Below are 20,089 nucleotides of genomic sequence, written 5' to 3' on the forward strand. Positions count from 1 at the left end.
GATCCGGCGCTGCGAGCGTCCGTAGCAGTTGTGAAACATTCCGTCACGCGCCGTTTGCACGCGCCTGCCGTGGAGCGAAGCGGGCCGGGATGCAGGCCGGTTGGTTTGAATATTGCTGTAGTGGAAGGACGACGCTCGACACAGCGAGGAACGCTCATGACGTGAATGATTCAGTGCAACGGGACGCCGGTAGTACGACGATTCGCGCGGCCCGGACCGCGCGGACGAGGCAGCACGCTCGCCCCGCCACACCGCCGCGTGTCGATCGCGCGCGAGTACGGGATGCGCCGCCCGAATACATGCTTCGCGCCACGTGCAGGATCGCCGGGCACGAAGCGGCTAAAAACGAGGATAACGATGAAGAAGATCTTGCTTGTGTTCGGGACTCGGCCGGAAGCCATCAAGATGGCACCGCTGGTGCGCGCGTTGAAGGCGCACGCGGATGTCGACGCCCGGGTATGCGTGACCGCGCAGCATCGGGAAATGCTCGACCAGGTGCTGACGCTGTTCGACATCAAGCCCGACTACGATCTGAACCTGATGCGGCAAGGCCAGACGCTGACCGACGTGACGACCGGCATTCTTCAGGCGATCGGCAAGGTCTTCGACGAATTCCGGCCGGACGTCGTGCTGGTGCACGGCGATACGACGACCACGCTCGCGGTGAGCCTTGCGGCGTTCTATCGCTATCTGCCGGTCGGTCACGTGGAGGCCGGCTTGCGCAGCGGCGACATCTGGTCGCCGTGGCCGGAAGAGCTGAATCGCCGCGTGACCGATGCGGTGTCGTCGTGGCATTTCGCGCCGACCGGGCAGGCACGCGACAACCTGCTGAGCGAGGGCGTGCCGGGCGGGGCGGTCTCGCTGACCGGCAATACCGTGATCGATGCGTTGCACGAGGTCAAGCGCATGCTGGATCGCACCGCCGCGCTGTCGGACAAGATCGCCGCGTACTTCCCGTTTCTCGAACCGTCGCGGCGCGTCGTGCTGATCACCGGCCACCGCCGGGAAAGTTTCGGCGAACCGTTCCGGCACTTCTGCGAAGCGCTATGCACGCTGGCGAGCCGCTATCGCGATGCGCAGTTCGTCTATCCGCTGCACCTGAACCCGAACGTGCGGGAGCCGGCGCGCGCGCGTCTCGGCGATATCCCCAATATTTACCTGATCGAGCCGCAGGAATATCTTTCGTTCGTATTCCTGATGTCGCGTGCGCATTTCATCATCACGGATTCGGGCGGCATTCAGGAAGAAGGGCCGGCGCTCGGCAAGCCGGTGCTCGTCACGCGCGAGACGACCGAGCGGCCCGAAGCGATTCAGGCCGGCACCGCGCGGCTCGTCGGTACCGATCAGGACAGGATCGTCTGGGAGGCGTCGCGGCTGTTCGACAGCGAGAGCGCGTACGAGGAAATGTCGCGGGCGAGCAATCCGTACGGCGACGGCCATGCGAGCGAGCGGATCGTTCACGCGCTGATGCGTACGCCCGGGGTGCCCGCGAAGACGACGAGTTTCTCGATGGGCGCCGCCGAGATGTCGTTCAACGCGCTCACGCTCGGGTTGCAGGCGTTGCGGTCGCCGTGAGGCGGATCGCGCGGTAGCCCGCTCCCGCGCGTTCGGCGTCGACGTCAGGCATCCAGTCCGGCCGCAAGGTCGGCCGGATGCTTGCGCATGTACGACCCCGATGTTCGCCGTTGTCGGTTGCGAACGACCGTGCTAAATTCCTGCCAGCACTTGCAGTCACGCAACCCTTCATTCGGCTGACACGGCCGGCACCCCGGGAGACGGCACGATGAGCCTGTTGATGTCGCGACGCGATCTCGCGTTCCTGCTGTATGACTGGCTCGACGCCGAAGCGCTCGCCGCGCTGCCGCGCTACGCGGAGCACGGTCGCGAGACCTTCGACGCGGTGCTCGACACCAGCGAGCGGATTGCCGAAGAGCTGTTCGCGCCGCACGCGGCGCGCGGCGACCGCGAGGAGCCGCGATTCGACGGCGAACGCGTGACGCTGATCCCGGAGGTGGAACCGGCCGTGCGCGCGTTCGCGGACGCCGGGCTGATCGCCGCGGGGCACGACGAAGCGCTCGGCGGCATGCGCTTGCCGAAACTGGTCGAAGCCGCGTCGTTCCTGTTCTTCCAGGCCGCGAACATCGCGACGGCCGCGTACCCGTTCCTGACCGTCGCCAATGCGAACCTGCTCGTCGCGCACGGCAGCGCCGCTCAGATCGACACGTTCGCCCGCCCGGAGCTGGAAGGGCGTTTCCTCGGCACGATGTGCCTATCCGAACCGCAAGCCGGTTCGTCGCTGTCCGACATCGCGACGCGCGCCGATTTCGATGGCGACTCGCCGCTCGGCGCGCGCTACCGGCTGACCGGCAACAAGATGTGGATTTCCGGCGGCGAGCACGAGCTGGCGGAGAACATCGTCCACCTCGTGCTCGCGAAGATTCCCGACGAACACGGCCGGCTGCAACCCGGCACGCGCGGCATCTCGCTGTTCATCGTGCCGAAGTTCCTGACCGGCGCCGATGCCGACGCGAACGGCGAGCACAACGACGTCGTGCTCGCCGGGCTGAACCACAAGATGGGCTATCGCGGCACGACCAACTGCCTGCTGAATTTCGGCGAAGGGACGCGTTATCGGCCGCAAGGGCGTGCGGGTGCGATCGGCTACCTGGTCGGCCAGCCGAATCACGGGCTGGCATACATGTTCCACATGATGAACGAAGCGCGCATCGGCGTCGGCGCGGGCGCGGTGGCGCTCGGCTATACCGGCTATCTGCACGCGCTCGACTACGCGCGCAACCGTCCGCAAGGCCGCCCGCTCGGGCCCGCCGGCAAGGATGCGGCCGCGCCGCAGGCGCCGATCGTCGACCATCCGGACGTGCGGCGCATGCTGCTCGCGCAGAAGGCTTATGTCGAAGGCGGTCTCGCGCTGATCCTGTATTGCGCGAAGCAGGTCGACGAAGCGCGCGCGCACGACGATGCCGCGATACGCGCCGATGCCGCGCGCCTGCTCGACATCCTGACGCCGATCGCGAAGAGCTGGCCGTCGCAGTGGTGTCTTGCCGCGAACGATCTCGCGATCCAGGTACACGGCGGTTATGGCTACACGCGCGATTACGCGGTCGAACGGCTCTATCGCGACAATCGCCTGAATCCGATTCACGAAGGCACGCACGGCATCCAGGCGCTCGACCTGCTGGGCCGCAAGGTCGGCCAGGACGATGGCGCGTCGCTGCGCGCGCTCGATGCGCGGATCGATGCGACCGTCGAGCGTGCACGGGCGCCGGATGCCGGCATGCGCGAGCAAGCCGATGCATTGGCGCGGCGTTGGGCGCGGCTGTGCGACGTGACACGCCAGTTGAGCGCGATCGGCGATCCGCGGACGCGGCTGGCGAACGCGAGCGTGTATCTCGAAGCGTTCGGCCATCTCGTCGTCGCATGGCTGTGGCTCGACGTGACGCTCGCGGCGCACGGGCACGGCGGCGATTTCCACGACGGCAAGCGTGCGGCGGCCCGTTACTTTTTCCGCTGGGAGCTGCCGAAGGTGGATGCGCAGCTCGACCTGCTGTCGAGCGTCGACACGACGACGCTCGACATGCGCGACGCGTGGTTCTGAACGTGACTTCGACGATATTCCGGAATGCCGACGATCTTGCCGATGCCGATGGCCATCGCATACGCGTCGTGAACCGGCCGCGCGGGGGTATCCCGCACACCATACCGATGCGCGGCCATGCCGCGCAAGGAGAGAGAAGCGCATGAAAGCCCTGTTGTGTACTGCATTCGGCCCGATCGATCGCCTGCGCATCGAGGATGTCGCGATTCCTGAACCGGCTGCCGGGCAGGTCCGGGTCCAGGTGAAGGCGGCGTCGCTCAATTTCCCCGACGCGCTGATCGTCCAGGGTCTGTATCAGGCGAAACCGGCGCTGCCGTTTTCGCCGGGCGCCGAGTTTGCCGGCGTGATCGACGCGGTCGGCGAGGGCGTCACCGCGTGGCGCCCCGGCGATTCGGTGATGGCGTTTACCGGGCACGGCGGGTTCGCGCAGCAGTGCGTGGCCGATGCGCACCAGCTCGCCGCGCTGCCGCCGGGGATGACGTTCGAGCAGGGCGCGGCGCTCGTGCTTGCCTACGGCACGTCGCTGCACGCGCTGCAGCAGCGCGCGCGCCTGCAGGCGGGCGAGACGCTGCTCGTGCTGGGCGCGGCCGGCGGTGTCGGGATCGCCGCGATCGAGATCGCGAAAGCGCTCGGCGCGCGCGTGATCGCGGCAGCGTCGAGCGCGGACAAGCTCGCGCTGTGCCGTGAAGCGGGCGCCGACGAGACGATCGACTATGCGACCGAAGACCTGCGCCGCCGCGTCGACGAACTGACCGGCGGGCGCGGCGCCGACGTCGTCTACGATCCGGTGGGCGGCGCAAGCAGCGAAGCGGCGCTGCGTGCGACCGCGTGGCGCGGCCGGTTTCTCGTGGTCGGCTTCGCGGCCGGCGAGATCCCGAAGATCGCGTTGAACCTTGCGCTGCTGAAGGAGCGCGACATTCTCGGCGTGTTCTGGGGCGACGCGGTGCGGCGCGATCTGGCGCAGCATGCCGCGAACATGCGGACGCTCGCCGAATGGTTCGCGGCCGGCAAGGTTCGGCCCGCGATCACCGAGCGTGTGCCGCTGGCCGGCGCGGCCGACGCGATCGCGCGGATGGCGAACCGGCAGGTGAAGGGCAAGGTGGTGATTTTTCCGGACGCGTGATCCGGTTTCGGCGCGCGGCGGGTTCAACGCAAGCCGCGCGGCGGTGCTTCAAGAAAGCGGCACGGCGCGACCGTTGTAAAGGCGTGGCGATCCGGTAGCCCGGGCGCACGATGCCGGGCGGTGCTGAAACGAACGCCGCCGGTCCTGCGTCGGCGCCTTCAGTCCTTCGGCAGACGCAGCGTATCGAGCGCATGCTGCGAGAACTCGACCCAGAACCGCTCGTTCGCGATGCCGGCCTGCAGCACCAGATGCTGCAGGCGCTTCGTGCGTGAATCGTCGGCCGTCGAAAAATCGCGCGCCTCGATCTGCAGATACACGTCCAGCTTTTCCTGATGCAGTGCGATGCGCCGCCGGATCTCGTCCTCGAGGCCGGCCGGCCCGAGCACGGCTTCCGCGCGCAGGCGCACCATCAACGCCTCGCGCAGCGGTGTCGGATCTTCCGGTTCGGCGATCCAGCGTCGCAATTCCTTCTTGCCGGCCGGCAGGATCCGGTACGCGCGCTTGCGGCCGCGGCCGGACTCGGCGGGCAGCGATTCGATCCAGCCCGTTTCCTCGAGACGTCCGAGTTCGCGATAGATCTGCTGGTGCGTCGCCTGCCAGAAATAGCCGATCGAGCGGTCGAAACGGTCGGCGAGCTCGGACCCCGAACCGGGGCGTTCGGCGAGAGCGGTGAGAAGCGCGTGAGGCAGGGACATGTCGGATCGAAGAAGGCTGCGCAATGAACCGCATCTTGCCATATCGGGGCCGTAGCACAAACGGCGAAAGCATGTTTCTGCAACATGTTGCATAAACGAGATCGACGAGCTACCATCCGTGCAACTTGTTGCATAAAAAATGGAGACGCCCGATGACATCCCGTTATCCGCATTTGACGACCCCGCTCGAACTCGGCTTCACGTCGCTCAGGAACCGCGTGTTGATGGGGTCGATGCATGTCGGCCTCGAGGAAGCGCCGAACGGCTTCGAGCGGATGGCTGCGTTCTATGCGGAGCGTGCGCGAGGCGAGGCCGGCCTGATCGTCACGGGCGGCTTCGCGCCGAACGAGCGCGGCCGTCCGGCGCCGGGCGGCGCGATGCTGACGACCGAAGCGGAAGCCGAACGTCATCGCGTCGTGACGCGTGCGGTGCATGCGGAGGGCGGCAGGATCGCGTTGCAGATCCTGCATTTCGGACGCTATGCGTATCACCCGGCGCTTGCGGCGCCGAGCGCGCTGAAGGCGCCGATCAACCCGTTCACGCCGCACGCGCTGAGCAGCGACGAGGTCGACGAGACGATCGCCGATTTCGTGCGATGCGCGGCGCTCGCGCAGTACGCCGGCTACGACGGGGTCGAGATCATGGGCTCCGAAGGCTACCTGATCAACGAATTCATCGCCGCGCGCACGAACCATCGCGACGATGCGTGGGGCGGCGCGTACGACAACCGCATCCGCTTCGCGGTCGAGATCGTGCGGCGCGTGCGCGAGCGCGTCGGCGCGAACTTCATCGTCATCTACCGGCTGTCGATGCTCGATCTCGTCGAAGGCGGCTCGACGCTCGACGAGGTGATTCGGCTCGCGCAGGCGATCGAGGCGGCCGGCGCGACGATCCTCAATACCGGCATCGGCTGGCACGAGGCGCGCATCCCGACCATCGCGACCAAGGTGCCGCGCGCCGCATACGCCTGGGTGACGCGGCAACTGATGGGCAAGGTCGGCATTCCGGTCGTCGCGACCAACCGGATCAATACGCCGGAAGTCGCCGAGCAACTGCTCGCCGACGGCTATTGCGACATGGTGTCGATGGCGCGGCCGTTCCTCGCCGATGCCGAGTTCGTCCGCAAGGCGCGGGAAGGGCGCGCGGACGAAATCAACACGTGCATCGGCTGCAACCAGGCGTGCCTCGACCATACGTTCAGCGGTAGGATCACGTCGTGCCTCGTGAATCCGCGTGCGTGCCATGAAACCGAGCTCGTGATCCAACCCGCGCCGCGACGCAAGCGGATCGCGGTGGTCGGCGCCGGCCCGGCGGGCCTCGGCTTCGCGGTCACGGCGGCCGAGCGCGGTCACGCGGTCACGCTGTACGAAGCCGGCGCCGAGATCGGCGGCCAGTTCAACATCGCGAAGAAGGTGCCCGGCAAGGAAGAGTTCAACGAAACGTTGCGCTATTTCCGCCGGCAGATCGAACTGCGCGGCATCGCGCTGCACGTCGACACACGTGCGACCGCCGAGATGCTGTTGCAGGGCGAATTCGACGAAGTGGTGATCGCGACGGGCATCGTGCCGCGCACGCCGCCGATCGACGGCATCGGGCATCCGAAGACGCTCGGCTATCTCGACGTGCTGCGCGACGATAAGGCCGTCGGCCGCCGCGTCGCGATCGTCGGGGCGGGCGGCATCGGTTTCGACGTCGCCGAGTATCTCGTTCATCGCGACGGCGCCGAGCGTGTCGATGCGGATCGGTTCTTCAGCGAATGGGGCGTCGACCGGTCGTATGCGAATGCGGGCGGGCTCGGCCGCGCGCGGCCCGAACCGGCGGCGCGGCACGTGCATCTGCTGCAACGCAAGGCGTCGAAGGTCGGCGACGGGCTCGGCAAGACCACCGGATGGATTCACCGCACGGCGCTGAAGGCGCGCGGTGTCGGGATGTCGTCGGCGGTCACGTACCGGCGCATCGACGACGACGGCTTGCACGTGACGATCGACGGCGTCGAGCAGACGCTGCCGGTGGACAACGTGGTGATCTGCGCGGGGCAGGAGCCGTCGCGCGAGCTGGCGGAGCAACTGCAGGCCGCCGGATGCCGCGTGCATCTGATCGGCGGTGCATACGAGGCCGCCGAACTCGATGCGAAGCGTGCGATTCACCAGGGCACGACGCTGGCCGCGACCCTTTGATACCGATTCGTTTCTGTTCCGTTCAACCACGATGCTGGAGACTTCGATGACACACTCCCCGCTGCCTCTTCATCCCGCTGTCGCGAAATCGCTCGATGCATGGCATGAGATGGTCGAGCGCAAGGATTTCGGCGCGCTGGAATCGATCGTCCATCCGGACGCCGTGTTCCGTTCGCCGATGGCGTTCAGGCCGTACGGGCCGGCGCCCGCGCTGCTGATGGCGCTGCGCACGGTGATCACGATTCTCGAGAATTTCACGTATCACCGCCAGTTCGTGACCGACGACGGCAAGAGCGTCGTGCTGGAGTTCGGCGCGACCGTCGATGACAAGGCGCTGAAGGGGATCGACATGATCCGCTTCGACGACGACGGTCGGATCGTCGAGTTCGAGGTCATGATCCGGCCGTTCAATGCGCTGCAGGCGCTCGGCGCGGAAATGGGCGCGCGGCTCGGGCAGCAGTTGCCGGCGTTCAAGACCGGCGGTTGAGCGGCGCGGCGGTTGCCGCGCGGCCGGGTCAGTGCGTCGCGTACGTGTGCGTGTTCGGGTTGCGTCGCATGGCCGTCGAGCGCTTTGCGCGACTCGAAGCCGGCGACGAGGATCAGGTCGCTCGCGTAATCGGTGGCGCTGAAATCCGCGCCGACCTCGAGTTGCGTCATGCCCGGAATCCGGCCGCGCGGGCTTTCGAAAACCTTGTTGACACCGGCGCACGCTTTCGCGCGCTCGCGATCGGGTGCGCCTGCAACCTTCCCCATCACGACGTGCCGGATCACAAGGCCCGCTGCGCGCGATTCAGCACGAAGTCGTAGTCGAGCGTGTAGAACGGCGTGTCCATCCGCGAACCGTCGGGCGCGATGCCGGGCGCGTGTCGAACCCAGTCGGCGACGAGCGTCGAACGCACGCCGAAGACCGCATCGGAGTCGAGGTAGCGGTCGCCGTCGCGGAACACGTGCGTGATCAGCGTTTCGTAGCCGGGCGCTTCGATCATGAAATGCAGGTGGGCGGGGCGCCACGGATGCCGGCCGAGCGCATCGAGCATCGCGCCGACGGGGCCGTCGTGCGGAATCGGATACGGCTCGGCGAGGATCGAGCGGAACGCATAGCGGCCGTCGACGTCGCTGCGCAGCCGGCCGCGCGCGCGATGCGTGACCGAACCGTCGTCGTCCGGCAACTGCACGTCGTAGTGGCCGTCCTCGTCGGCTTGCCACACTTCCAGCGACGCATGCGCGACCGGCGTGCCGTCGATGCCGCGTACATGGCCCGACACGAAGCACGGCTCGCCGCATGCGCCGTTCGCGATGTCGTCGAACATTCCGAATTCGGGGCTGCCGTCGACGTAGAACGGCCCGAACACGGTCGCCTCCGTGCAGCCGGCCGGCTTTGCATGGTTCTGTGCGGTCACGAGCGTCGACAGCCCGAGCACGTCGGACAGCAGGATGAATTCCTGGCGCTTGTCGTCGGTGATGTGGCCGACGGCCGTCAGGAAGCCGATCGCGGCTTGCCACTCGGCCTCGGTGAGCTTCGTTTCGCGGGCGAACGAATGCAGGTGTTGGACAAGGCTCGTCATCACGGCGTGCAGCCGCTCGTCGCGACAGCCGGAGAGCGACGCGATCACGGCCTGCGTGATGGTGTCTTCGTCGAGATTGCGCATGGGGGGTGTCTCCTGATGTCGTTCGATGGCGCGTTGACGTAACATTAATTTCTCCTCGAATCGTAAAAAAGTAGGTTTGGAGGAGTTTTGTTCTCCGCCAGGTGGAAGAATCGAACGCATGGACAAGTGGGCGCAGATCGAGTTTTTCGTACAGGTGGCGGAGCTCGGCAGCCTGTCGAAGGCCGCCGAGCGGCTCGGCATGTCGAGCGCGGCGGCGAGCCGCTGCCTGAACGCGCTGGAAGAGCGGCTGGGCGCGCGGCTCGTCGAGCGGACCACGCGCCGGCTGTGGCTGACCGACGCCGGACACGAGTATCACCGGCGTTGCGTCGCGATCCTGACGGAGCTGTCGGAAGCCGACGCGGCCGTCAACGAAGCGAGCGTCAATCCGGCCGGCACACTGCGCGTGACCGCGTCGGTGTCGTTCGCGTCGATCTACATCGCGCCCGCGTTGCCCGAGTTTCACCGGCGCTACCCGAACCTGAACGTGCAGATCGTCGCGGCGAACCGCTACCCGGATTTCATCGAGGCCGGCATCGACGTGGCGATCCGCACGCGCGAACACGAAGCGGATTCGGGCATCACCGTGCGCAAGCTCGCCGAGACGCGGCGCGTGCTGGCTGCGTCGCCCGGGTATCTGGCGAAGCACGGCACACCGAAGACGCCCGACGCGCTGGGCGATCACCAGCTGCTGGTCTACAACCTCGCGAACGACCCGTACGTGCTGCATTTCCGCCACGGGGCGAAGAAGCAGTCGGTCACGATCAAGAGCGTGCTCGATGCGAACGAAGGGCAGGTGATCCGCGCCGCGGCGCTCGCGGGGCTCGGCATCCTGATTCAGCCGCTTTACATCGTTCACGACGATATCGTCGCGGGGAAGCTGGTGCCGGTGCTGACCGACTGGCAACTGCCGGCGCTCACCGTCAACATCGCGTACCAGAGCCGCCGACACCAGCCGGCGAAGATCCGCGTCTTCACCGAGTTCCTGATCGAGCGTTTCGAGCGGCTCGGGCTCGCGCGCAAATGGAAGGAGGTCGGCTGCTGAGTAACGGCCGGCGCTGCGTCGTCGCGCATTTCCCCGTGTAACGGAGAACCGTTCCTGAAGCCGTTCACGAACGATACGCAGGACGGCGTGACGGTCGGAGCAGGCGGCTTTGGCGGGCAAACGGTCGTTATCGGTCGCAGTTGCGCGACATGTGGGGGCCGGCGTCGGGCGCGGTCATGAGGTACCGGCCCGCATTCGCGGTGCGCAACCGGCCGCAGGGCGACTAGCTGGGGTGCGGGTGCAGTTCTGTTTCCGGGTATGGATGCGCGGGCGAGAACCCAAGCTGTCAAAACCCTGACGGATCAAGTTGATATATTGTATCATCTGACGCTTTCGTCGCCGGCCGGCCGGGGGTGCCCGGGTCGGCCGCGTGCGACGCCACCTACGAAGATCGATACGACGTGACGAGAACCGGACACACCCCGGCGCGCGGGGAGCGGCGCCACGCCGCGCCGCGCCGGAACGCGGGCATCTGGCGCGCACGCGCGGCACGCGGTTGCACGACCTTGGTGGGCTGCGCGATGGCCACCACCGGTGCATTGGCCGCCGAAGCCGCCGCATCGGCGCCGGACGACCGGCACGCGCTCCCGGCAATCAACGTCACCGCTTCGTCCGCCCCGGCCGACCCGCTGACGCAACCGCTCGAAACGGGCTCGCGGCTCGGGCTCGCCAGCCTCGACACGCCCGCGAGCGTCGAAACCGTCACGGCCGACACGATCGAGGCGCGCGGCGATCGCACGGTGCTCGATGCGGTCACGCGTACGGCCGGCTTGTCGAGCGCGATCGCGCCGGGCACCGGCGGCACCGCGTTGAGCGTGCGCGGCTTCAGCGGGCAGGAATCGGTGATGACGCTGCTCGACGGCGTGCGGCTGATGCCGGCGGCCGGCACGAGCACGTTTCCGTTCGACACGTGGTCGGTCGCGCGCATCGAGGTGCTGCGCGGCCCGGCATCGGTGCTGTACGGCGAAGGCGCGATCGGCGGGGTCGTGAACGTGGTGCCGAAGCGGCCGCAGCGCACGCGCGAGACGACGCTGCAGGTTGGTGTCGGCCCCGACGGCGCGAAGCGCTTCGCGTTCGATACGACGGGCGCGCTCGGTCCGCGGCTGTCGTATCGCTTCTACGCGAGCGATGCGCGCGCGAACGGTCTCGCCGAGCGGGCCGATACGCATACGACGGCCGTCGGCGGCGCGCTGACGTTCGACGTGAGCCCGCAGCTCACGCTGACGCTCGACTACGACTACGGGCGGCAGATGCCCGCGACGTACTATGGCGTACCCGCGCCGAACGGCGTGCTCGATCCGTCGCTGCGCAAGCTGAACTACACCGTCGGCGATGCGACGATTTCGTACTACGACCAGTGGACACGCTTGTCCGCCCGCTATCGCCCCGCGGCCGGCGTGACGATCGACAATCAGCTCTACTACCTGACGTCGAACCGCCACTGGCGCAACGCCGAGTCGTATGTGCTCGACCCTGCAACGGGACGCGTCACGCGCGGCGACTATCTCGACATCGGCCACCACCAGCGGCAGATCGGTGACCGATTGAGCGCGCGTTTCGACGGGATGCTGTTCGGTCGCGCGAACCGTCTCGTCGTCGGCACGGAATTCAGCCAGATCACGTTCAGCGGCATCAACAATTCGCCGTACGGCGGCGAAACGATCGTGCCGGCGCACGGCTTCGATCCCGGTGTCTTCACGAGCCCCGACCCGACCGTGCCGCAGTTCGGCACGCGCGCGCGGCAGGCGGCAGTATTCGCGGAGAATCGACTCGAGGTGCTGCCGCGGCTCGCGTGGGTGAGCGGTCTGCGCTACGACCACATCGCGTTCAGCCGCGAGCAGGCGGCGACCGGCACGGGCTTCGACAAGCGGTTCGCGAACGTCGGCTGGCGCACCGGTTTCGTATTCGACATCGCGCCGACGTTCAGCGCGTATGCGCAGTACACGACGGGGGCGGAGGGCGTCGGCTCGCTCGTGACGCTGTCCGCGTCGCAGATGAACTACCGGCTCGCAACCGGCGAACAGTGGGAAGCCGGGCTCAAGCAGACGCTGCTCGACGGTCGCGCGTACTGGACGTTCGCGATGTACGACATCACGAAGCGCAACCTGCTCAGCACCGATCCGTTCAATCCGGCGCTGCGCCAGCAGGTCGGCCGGCAATCGTCGCGCGGCGTCGAGCTGACCGGCGGCGCACGGCTGCCGCACGGCTGGACGATCGATGCGAACGTCGCGCTGCTGCGTGCGCGCTACGACGCATTCAACCAGACGGCCGGCGGCGCGACGGTGTCGCGGGCCGGCAACGTGCCGTCCGGCGTGCCGCGGCAGACGGCGAACCTGTGGCTCGGCTGGGCGTTCGCCGAGCACTGGCACGCGAATGCGGGCGTGCGTTACGTCGGCGCGACCTACGGCGACGACGCGAATCGCGTGCAGGTGCCGTCGTATACGGTGTTCGATGCGTCGCTGCGCTGGCAGCCGACATCGCGCACCGAGCTCGCACTGTATCTGCGCAATCTCGCGAACCGCACATACGCGGTGACGACGTCGAACGGCGGCGAGCAATGGCTGCTCGGTCCATCGCGCTCGGCGGAGCTCGTCGCGACGATGCGCTTCTAGGGCGGTACGGCATGCGTCCGGTTACACACATGCTCGACATCGAACGCGTGAGCTGGTCTCCCGGCGGCGCGGTCGACGTGCTCGATTCGGTGACGCTGACGGTGGCCGAAGGCGAATTCGTCGGCCTGGTCGGACCGAACGGCAGCGGCAAGACGAGCCTGCTGCGCTGCGTGTTCCGTTACGCGCGCCCCGACGCGGGCCGCGTCGCGCTCGACGCGCAGGACGTGTGGCGGATGCGGCCGCGCGCGCTCGCGCAGCGCATCGCGGTGCTGCAGCAGGAAACGCCGGACGATTTCGGGCTGACGGTCGAGGAACTGGTCGGCATGGGCCGCACGCCGCACAAGCGGCCGTTCGATGCGGAGTCGGCCGACGATCGCCGGATCGTCGAATCCGCGCTGCACGATGTCGGTCTCGTCGAGCGTCGTGCGCAACGCTTCGCGTCGCTGTCGGGCGGCGAGAAGCAGCGCGCGCTGCTGGCCCGTGCGCTCGCGCAGCAGCCCGAATTGCTGTTGCTCGATGAACCGACCAACCATCTCGACCTGCGTCACCAGCTCGAACTGCTCGCGCGCGTGCGCCGCCTCGGCATCGCGACGCTCGCGACGATTCATGACCTCAATCTCGCGGCCGCGTATTGCGACCGGATCCATGTGCTCGCACATGGCCGTGTCGTCGCGTCCGGCGTGCCGGACGACGTGCTCACCGAAGCGCTGCTGCGCGACGTGTTCGGCGTCGCCGCGCTCGTCGATCGCCATCCCGTCACGGGCCGCCCGCGCATCACGCCGCTTCATCCGGAATGACCGCCATGCCGTTTCCTGTCTTGTCCTCCGTTTTGTCCTCCATTTCCCGCCGGCTGCTCGCCGCTGCCGTGCTCGGCGGTGCGGCCGTTCACGCGGGGGCCCATCCCGTGACCGTGCGCAGTTGCGATCGCGACGTGACGTTCGAGCGGGCGCCGACGCGCGCGGTGAGCAACGATGTGAACCTCACTGAGATGATGCTCGTGCTCGGCCTGAAGGACCGGCTCGTCGGCTATACGGGCATCGGCGGCTGGAAGACGGGCACCGCGCGCGTGCGCGACGCATTGCGCGGCGTGCCCGAACTGGCGAGCCAGTATCCGTCGCTGGAAGTGCTGGCCGCCGCGCGCGCCGACTTCTATCTGGCGGGCTGGAACTACGGGATGCATGTCGGCGGGGCGGTGACGCCGGCGACGCTCGCGCCGTTCGGCATCCTCACGTACGAACTGACCGAATCGTGTTCGCACGTGATGAAACAGTCGGCCGCATCGTTCGACGACGTGTTCCGCGACCTGAACAATCTCGGCCGGATCTTCGGCGTCGAGGCGCGCGCCGCGCAGGTCGTCGCCGGGATGCGTGCGCGGCTCGCGGCGGTGTCGCGCGCGATCGGTCGCCCGGCGCCGCTGCGCGTGTTCGTGTACGACAGCGGCACCGACAAGCCGATGACGGCGGGCGGGCTCGCGATGCCGACCGCGTTGCTCGCGGCGGCGGGCGCGCGCAACGTGATGGGCGACCTGCCGCGCAGCTGGACGCAGGTGAGTTGGGAAAGCGTGGTCGCGCGCGATCCGCAGGTGATCGTGATCGTCGACTATTCGGCGATCACGGCCGCGCAGAAGCGGCAGTTCCTGTCGAGCCAGCCGGCGCTCGCGCGCGTGGCCGCGATCCGCGACCGGCGCTTCGTCGCGATTCCGTACGATGCCGCGACGCCGGGCCCGGAGAACGTCGCGGCGGTCGAGACGCTCGCCCGCGCGCTGTATCCGGCCGCATTTGCCGGAGCGGCACGATGAGCGTGCGCGGGCGGGCGGCGCGGCCCGGCATGCGCGTGGTGGTGCCGGTGCTGGCCGTGCTGCTGATCGTGTCGATCGCCGTGTCGGCCGCGTTCGGTCCGGCACCGATCACGGTGCCGGCTGCGTTGCGGATCGTCGCCGCGCACGTCGCGTCGGCGTTTGGCGGCGCCGATGCGTTCGCGGCGGCCGCGGGCGACGACAGCATCGTCTGGCTGATCCGGATGCCGCGTGCGCTGCTGGCCGCGATCGTCGGCGCGACGCTGGCGGCGGTCGGCGTCGCGTTGCAGGCGGCGACCGCGAACCGACTGGCCGATCCGCACCTGCTCGGCGTGAGCGCGGGCGCGATGCTCGGCGCGATCGCGGTCACGGTGGTGGCCGGCGCGGCGTTCGGCCCGTTCACCTTGTCGGCCGCCGCTTTCGCGGGGGCGCTCGCGGCCACCGCCTGCGTGATCGCGCTCGCTTATCGCAGCGGCCGGCTCGAATCGGACCGGCTGCTGCTCGCGGGCGTATCGGTGTCGTTCATGATGGCCGCGTTCGGCAACCTGCTGCTGTACCTCGGCGATCAACGCGCCGCGTCGTCGGTGCTGTTCTGGATGCTCGGCGGGGTCGGGCTTGCGCGCTGGGACCTGCTGCCGGTGCCGGCCGTGTGCGCGGTGCTCGCCGGCGGTGCGCTCTATGCGCGTCGGCGCGAACTGAATGCGCTGATGTCGGGCGATGTCGCCGCCGCGTCGCTCGGCGTGCCGAGCGCGCGGATGCGGCGCGAGGTGTTCGTCGTCGCGTCGTTCGCGACGGGCGCGATGGTCGCGGTGAGCGGTGCGATCGGTTTCGTCGGGCTCGTGACGCCGCATCTGTGCCGTCGCTTCGTCGGGGCCGAGCACGGCCGGCTGCTGCCGGTCGCCGCGCTGGCCGGCGCGATCCTGCTCGTATGGGCCGATGTAGCCGCGCGCACGCTCGCGGCGCCGGAGGACCTGCCGATCGGCATCGTGACCGCACTGTTCGGCAGCCTGTTCTTCGTCGCGCTGCTGCGTCGGCGCTGAGCGAAGGCGCGCTCAGGCGAGGGCGGCCTGAGCCCGGCCGCCCGTTTCATCGAAGCGGGATGACCGTACCCGTACCGCTGCCGCGGCGCGCATCGGCGTGCGGGTTCGCGACGTCCCGCGCGACGTCGAACAGACTGTCCGGCAGCGTGCGCACGGGCAGCGTGACTACGAAGCGCGCGCCGCCGAGCGGCGAATCCTCGAGCTGCACGTCGCCGCCGTGCACCTGCGCGACGCGTCGGACGATCGCGAGCCCGAGCCCGAAGCCGCCGGTCTGCCGGTCGCGGCTCGAGTCGAGCCGCTGGAACGGCTCGAACACGCGGGCGCGCTCGGCCGGTGGAATGCCCGGCCCGTCGTCGTCGACGCTCAGCACGAGCGCACCCGACCGATCTCGCGCGGCGGCCAGCACGACCTTGCGCGACGCATAGCGTGCGCCGTTGCGGATCAGGTTCAGCAGTGCGCGGGCGACGAGCTTCGGATCGCATACGTGGGTCGCGGGTGCGTCGAGCGTCGACACGTCGAGCGCGATGCCGCGATCGGCGATGTCCTCCGCGACGTTGCCGGCGACGCTGTCGATCAGCGCGTCGACGACGACTTCCATCGGCGCGAGTTCGCTCGCACCCTGTTCGAGCCGGCCGATCGTCAGCAGCTCGGTGACGAGTTCGTCGAGTTCGCGCACGTCGCGCCGCAGCGCGTCGCGGCGCTCGCGCATCCGGCCCGTTTCGTCGGGATCGGCGAGCAGCGCGAGCCCGAATTCGAGTCGGGCGAGCGGCGTTTTCAGTTCATGCGAGATGCCGTGCATCATTTCGCGCTGCTGCTTGATCGACGCCTCGATGCGTGCGGCCATGTCGTTGAACTGCTGCGACAGCTCGTCAATGTTCGACTTGCCCGACAGCTTCACGCGCGTCGACAGCATCCCGGCGCCGAATGCGCGCGCGGCGTCCTGCAGCCGGCGAATGTCGCGCCAGTGATAGTGAATCCACAGCGCCACCGCGAACAGCGTCGCGAGCGCGAGCAGCAGGTACGCATAGATACGGATGTCGAGGTCCGGCGCCTCGATCGGCCGCGCATGCAGCACCGAGCCGTCCGCGAGCGGCATGTAGTAATCCTTGCCGTCGTAGCTGATCGCGATCCTGCCGGCGTCGAGATCGCGCAGCGGCGCGCCGCTCAGTTGCGCACGCGCGTCGGCCATCGACATGAAGCCGAACCCTTCGCGGCCGTGCAGCGCGAGTTCGCGCAATGCGAGCTCGCGCTGCGCGCCCGGATGGCGTTCGAGGTAGTCGTTCAGCACGAACGAGTAGGTCGTCAGCGAGTCGCGTTGCGCCTGCGCGACGCGCTCGTAGAAGATCCGGTCGAACGACAACTGGATGAAGATGATCGACGCGCCCACGAACAGGATCACGACGAGGTACAACCGGAGCAACGGGCGCAGCATTTATTCGTCCCACGCGGAAGGGCTGAACAGGTAGCCGCGGCCCCAGATCGTCTTGATCTTGTGCGGCTCCGATGAAGCATCCTCGAAGCGGCGGCGCAGCTTCGAGATGCCGGAATCGACCGAGCGGTCGAGCCCGTCGAATTCGATCCCGCGCAATTGCTTGAGGATGTCGTCGCGGCTCAGCACGGTGCCGGCCGCGCGCGCGAGGATCAGCAGCAGGTTGAATTCGGCCGTCTTCAGATCGACCGGCTCGCCGCGCCACGTGACGGTGCGGTTCGGCGGCGAGATCGTGAGTTCGCCGAATACGAGCGCGTCGGGCGCGGCGACGGGCGCTTCCGCCGCGGCCGGCTGCGCGCGGCGCAACAGCGCGCGGGCGCGCGCGACGAGCACGCGCGGCTCGATCGGCTTCGTCACGTAGTCGTCCGCGCCGGTCTCGAGCCCGGCGACCTGGTCGTACACGTCGGCGCGCGCGGTCAGGATCAGCACGGGGACGTTGGTGAACGCGCGGATGCGCCGGCAGACTTCCATGCCGTCGAGATTCGGCAGCATCAGATCGAGTATCACGAGGGCCGGCTGGTGCTCGCGCACCGCCGCGACGGCGAGGTCGCCGCGCCGCACGACCGTCACCGCGAATTCATAGCCGTCGAGGTATTCGCGGACGAGCTGCGCGAGGCGATCGTCGTCCTCGATCAGCAGCACACGGTATTTGAGCGGAACTTCGTTCATGATCTCCTCAGGATGCACGCGCCATCTCACTCCTGGCAGACCGATGCGCGGCGCGGCACGCGAATTCTATCCGGCGGGCCGGCTGCCGGGGCACCGGGGCGACAATCTCGAACAATCGAACACAATTGCGCACAGATTCTCCGCACATTCAGGACAGTCTCGGCGCAGGGCGGCACCTAGACTGCGGGCTTCGTCACTCATATCTCAATATTGTGCGCCCATCACTTCGCCGCTACCGCTATTGCATGCCGCTCGCCGGCCTGACCCTCGCCGCCGCCGCCCACGCGGAAAACCAGTATTCGTTGTCGCTCGGCGGCGGGTTCGCACCGCGCTATCAGGGCAGCAACCAGTATCGCGGCGTCGTGGCGCCGTCGTTTTCCGCCACGTTCGGCAATGGCTTCTTCGTCGACAGCACGCAGGGCGCCGGCTACCGGCTGAATCTGCCGCACGGTGCGTTCGTGTCGGCGGCGGTGAGCTACGACGCGGGCCGCGCGGACGAGAACCGCTTCGACCTGCCGGGCTCCGACTATCTGAAGGGGATGGGCCGGATTCCGGGCTCGGTGCTCGTGGGCGTGCGCGCCGGCGTGACGCTCTTCGATGCGGCGGAACTGAGCGTCACGATCGATACGCCCGTGACACACACGTCGCGCGGCGTGTCGGGGCACGTGGATCTTGCGGTGCCGGTGCTCAAGACGTCGCAGCACGAGATCATCGTGACGGGCACCGTGCACGCGGGCTCGGGACGCTACATGCAGACCTTCTACGGCGTGACGGACGCGCAGTCGATGACGAGCCGGTTCCGGCCGTATTCGGCGAGCGGCGGGATCGACAGCGCAGCGATGGCGGTGGCGTGGAACTGGACGCTGTCGCGGCACTGGTCGGTGCTCGCCACCGGCGGCGTGACGCGGCTGCTCGGCCGCGCCGGCGACAGCCCGATCGTGCAGTCGCGCAACAACTACTACGGCATCGCGGGCGTGACGTACAAGTTCTGAGCGGATTGCCGACGCGGGTCGGCGCGCGCAGGGTGCACACGATGCGTCGGCGTCGCACCGCCGCTGCGAGCCGCGTGCGGTAACATGCCGACGGGTTCGGCGTCAGGCCGGGCCTGCGACGCCGGTGCGCCGAGGCGGCTCGGCCGGGTCGCGAAAGGCCGCCATTCGCCGGCCGGCTCCATCGGGAAACGGCCGGCAGCGTGCGGAACCGATCACGCATGCGATGCCCGGTCGTGCACGAATGCCGCACATAGACCGCCGGGCCGCTGGGCCGCGACAGGGAGAAACCGATGAAGAACACGATCGCGATGCTCGCTGCACTCGTTGCGAGCGCAACCTTTGCAGGATGTGCCGACATGGACACGAAGCACCCCAACGCCACTGCGGGCGGCGCGGCCAGACCCCCTTTGGAGCCGGGCGCCGCGCAGGTATGCAAGGCGGATGCCGCGCCGGACGATGCGCTGGTCGGCAAGACCGAGGCGGATGCGGGCGCGCTGCTCGACGGTTGCCTGTGGCGCGTACTCGAGCGCGACGGCAAGTCGTTGCCGGGCACGATGGACTACCGGCAGGAGCGTCGCAACCTCGGCATTCGAGACGGGAAAGTGATCTGGGTGCGGCGCGGGTGACAGATTCGGCACACCGGGGTGACCCACCCCTGTATGCCGTGGCCCGACACGCGTTGCACGGCATCGCCACGCGTGCCGGGCCGTCGATGAGGATCAGGGCGCGGGCGCTCGCATGGGCGCTGACGGTGCCGGGCGTGCTTGCCGGATGCGGGCAGCATGACGGCGATGCGTCGGCCGAGGCGCGTACCGTGTGCGTCACCGGATACAACGAGTACGCGCGCAAGCTTCACGAATTCTGGCTCGACAACGAACACCGGTCGGGATGCTTCGGCAATCCGTCGGCACGGGACGCGAGCGAGGCATTCGGCGGCGGCGGTGGATTCGCGTGCGGTTGCAAGGTCACGCCGGGGCGGAAGGTGAAGCTGTACTGGGCATTCGCGCAGCCGCTGGACGAGATCCAGCGCGGCGTCCCGGCGGAGCACGAGACGATCGACGTGACGATTCCGCAGCCGGAATCGCCGACGTCGCGTTACCTGCGTGTGTATTTCAGGAAGAACGGCACGGCCGAACTGCAATGGGTGGACGACATGAACGCGCCCGAACTGCGGCCAACCGCGGACCAATGAG

Annotated in this window: 17 protein-coding genes and 1 pseudogene; 13 read left to right on the forward strand and 5 right to left on the reverse strand. The window is 68.3% G+C overall.

The features are described 5' to 3' along the window. Nucleotides 1–357: 357 nt before the first annotated feature. From wecB to C4B30_RS09120, 3 genes are all read left to right on the forward strand, one after another. Nucleotides 358–1,575: a non-hydrolyzing UDP-N-acetylglucosamine 2-epimerase gene (gene wecB / locus C4B30_RS09110; RefSeq protein WP_105132404.1), complete on the forward strand. Its 1,218-nt coding sequence runs from the start codon at nucleotides 358–360 to the stop codon at nucleotides 1,573–1,575. A 208-nt stretch (nucleotides 1,576–1,783) separates the two neighbouring features. Beyond that, nucleotides 1,784–3,613, forward strand: a complete 1,830-nt coding sequence (locus C4B30_RS09115; RefSeq protein WP_105132405.1) for an acyl-CoA dehydrogenase — start codon at nucleotides 1,784–1,786, stop codon at nucleotides 3,611–3,613. Nucleotides 3,614–3,755: 142 nt separating this feature from the next. Beyond that, the gene (locus C4B30_RS09120; protein ID WP_105132406.1) at nucleotides 3,756–4,736 is read left to right on the forward strand and encodes an NADPH:quinone oxidoreductase family protein; all 981 of its coding nucleotides are present in this window, start codon (nucleotides 3,756–3,758) and stop codon (nucleotides 4,734–4,736) included. Between the two features lie 158 nt (nucleotides 4,737–4,894). Here C4B30_RS09120 and C4B30_RS09125 read toward each other — a convergent pair whose 3' ends face one another. After that, the gene (locus tag C4B30_RS09125; RefSeq protein ID WP_027784134.1) at nucleotides 4,895–5,431 is read right to left on the reverse strand and encodes a PadR family transcriptional regulator; all 537 of its coding nucleotides are present in this window, start codon (nucleotides 5,429–5,431) and stop codon (nucleotides 4,895–4,897) included. 152 nt (nucleotides 5,432–5,583) lie between these two features. On the opposite strand from C4B30_RS09125, the gene C4B30_RS09130 reads away from it, so the two are divergent. Both C4B30_RS09130 and C4B30_RS09135 read left to right on the forward strand, forming a co-directional pair. Further along, nucleotides 5,584–7,608: an oxidoreductase gene (locus C4B30_RS09130; RefSeq protein ID WP_105132408.1), complete on the forward strand. Its 2,025-nt coding sequence runs from the start codon at nucleotides 5,584–5,586 to the stop codon at nucleotides 7,606–7,608. Between the two features lie 46 nt (nucleotides 7,609–7,654). Beyond that, nucleotides 7,655–8,095 carry a nuclear transport factor 2 family protein gene (locus tag C4B30_RS09135; RefSeq protein ID WP_089499967.1) on the forward strand — a complete coding sequence of 147 codons (441 nt, stop codon included), beginning with the start codon at nucleotides 7,655–7,657 and terminating at the stop codon, nucleotides 8,093–8,095. A gap of 83 nt (nucleotides 8,096–8,178) precedes the next feature. Here the strand turns inward: C4B30_RS09135 and C4B30_RS09140 are convergent. Both C4B30_RS09140 and C4B30_RS09145 read right to left on the reverse strand, forming a co-directional pair. Further along, nucleotides 8,179–8,361: pseudogene (locus C4B30_RS09140) on the reverse strand (Dabb family protein); the annotation flags it as partial. Nucleotides 8,362–8,375: 14 nt separating this feature from the next. Next, nucleotides 8,376–9,257 (reverse strand): intradiol ring-cleavage dioxygenase, encoded by an 882-nt coding sequence (locus C4B30_RS09145; RefSeq protein WP_105132409.1) that lies wholly within the window; start codon nucleotides 9,255–9,257, stop codon nucleotides 8,376–8,378. A gap of 118 nt (nucleotides 9,258–9,375) precedes the next feature. Here C4B30_RS09145 and C4B30_RS09150 point away from each other — a divergent pair, with 118 nt between their 5' ends. The 5 genes from C4B30_RS09150 (at nucleotide 9,376) to C4B30_RS09175 (ending at nucleotide 15,746) form a co-directional block, all read left to right on the forward strand. Continuing rightward, entirely contained in the window at nucleotides 9,376–10,299 is a 924-nt protein-coding gene (locus tag C4B30_RS09150) for a LysR family transcriptional regulator (RefSeq protein WP_105132410.1), read from the forward strand. A gap of 521 nt (nucleotides 10,300–10,820) precedes the next feature. Next, nucleotides 10,821–12,911, forward strand: coding sequence for a TonB-dependent receptor (locus tag C4B30_RS09160; protein WP_105132434.1), 2,091 nt, complete (start codon nucleotides 10,821–10,823; stop codon nucleotides 12,909–12,911). An 11-nt stretch (nucleotides 12,912–12,922) separates the two neighbouring features. Then, a complete protein-coding gene (locus tag C4B30_RS09165) occupies nucleotides 12,923–13,708 on the forward strand; it encodes an ABC transporter ATP-binding protein (protein WP_027784141.1) in 786 nt (261 codons plus the stop codon). Next, nucleotides 13,705–14,709, forward strand: a complete 1,005-nt coding sequence (locus C4B30_RS09170; RefSeq protein ID WP_105132411.1) for an ABC transporter substrate-binding protein — start codon at nucleotides 13,705–13,707, stop codon at nucleotides 14,707–14,709. The genes C4B30_RS09165 and C4B30_RS09170 overlap by 4 nt, the downstream gene beginning before the upstream one ends. Then, complete coding sequence (locus C4B30_RS09175; protein WP_105132412.1) at nucleotides 14,706–15,746, forward strand: FecCD family ABC transporter permease; 1,041 nt, start codon at nucleotides 14,706–14,708, stop codon at nucleotides 15,744–15,746. Before C4B30_RS09170 ends, C4B30_RS09175 begins: the two co-directional genes overlap by 4 nt. 46 nt (nucleotides 15,747–15,792) lie before the next feature. Here the strand turns inward: C4B30_RS09175 and C4B30_RS09180 are convergent, their stop codons facing one another. Beyond that, on the reverse strand, nucleotides 15,793–17,178 hold the full coding sequence (locus C4B30_RS09180; RefSeq protein WP_105132413.1) for an ATP-binding protein: 1,386 nt from the start codon (nucleotides 17,176–17,178) through the stop codon (nucleotides 15,793–15,795). After that, complete coding sequence (locus C4B30_RS09185) at nucleotides 17,179–17,904, reverse strand: response regulator (RefSeq protein WP_105132414.1); 726 nt, start codon at nucleotides 17,902–17,904, stop codon at nucleotides 17,179–17,181. It abuts the gene before it with no gap. A 245-nt stretch (nucleotides 17,905–18,149) separates the two neighbouring features. On the opposite strand from C4B30_RS09185, the gene C4B30_RS09190 reads away from it, so the two are divergent. The 3 genes from C4B30_RS09190 (at nucleotide 18,150) to C4B30_RS09200 (ending at nucleotide 20,088) form a co-directional block, all read left to right on the forward strand. Next, on the forward strand, nucleotides 18,150–18,896 hold the full coding sequence (locus tag C4B30_RS09190) for a MipA/OmpV family protein (RefSeq protein ID WP_105132415.1): 747 nt from the start codon (nucleotides 18,150–18,152) through the stop codon (nucleotides 18,894–18,896). A 290-nt stretch (nucleotides 18,897–19,186) separates the two neighbouring features. Further along, entirely contained in the window at nucleotides 19,187–19,522 is a 336-nt protein-coding gene (locus C4B30_RS09195) for a hypothetical protein (RefSeq protein WP_105132416.1), read from the forward strand. A gap of 86 nt (nucleotides 19,523–19,608) precedes the next feature. Further along, nucleotides 19,609–20,088 carry a DUF3304 domain-containing protein gene (locus C4B30_RS09200; protein ID WP_105132435.1) on the forward strand — a complete coding sequence of 160 codons (480 nt, stop codon included), beginning with the start codon at nucleotides 19,609–19,611 and terminating at the stop codon, nucleotides 20,086–20,088. Nucleotide 20,089: the final 1 nt, after the last annotated feature.

This window comes from Burkholderia sp. BE12 (genome assembly GCF_002959955.1).
GTDB lineage: Bacteria > Pseudomonadota > Gammaproteobacteria > Burkholderiales > Burkholderiaceae > Burkholderia.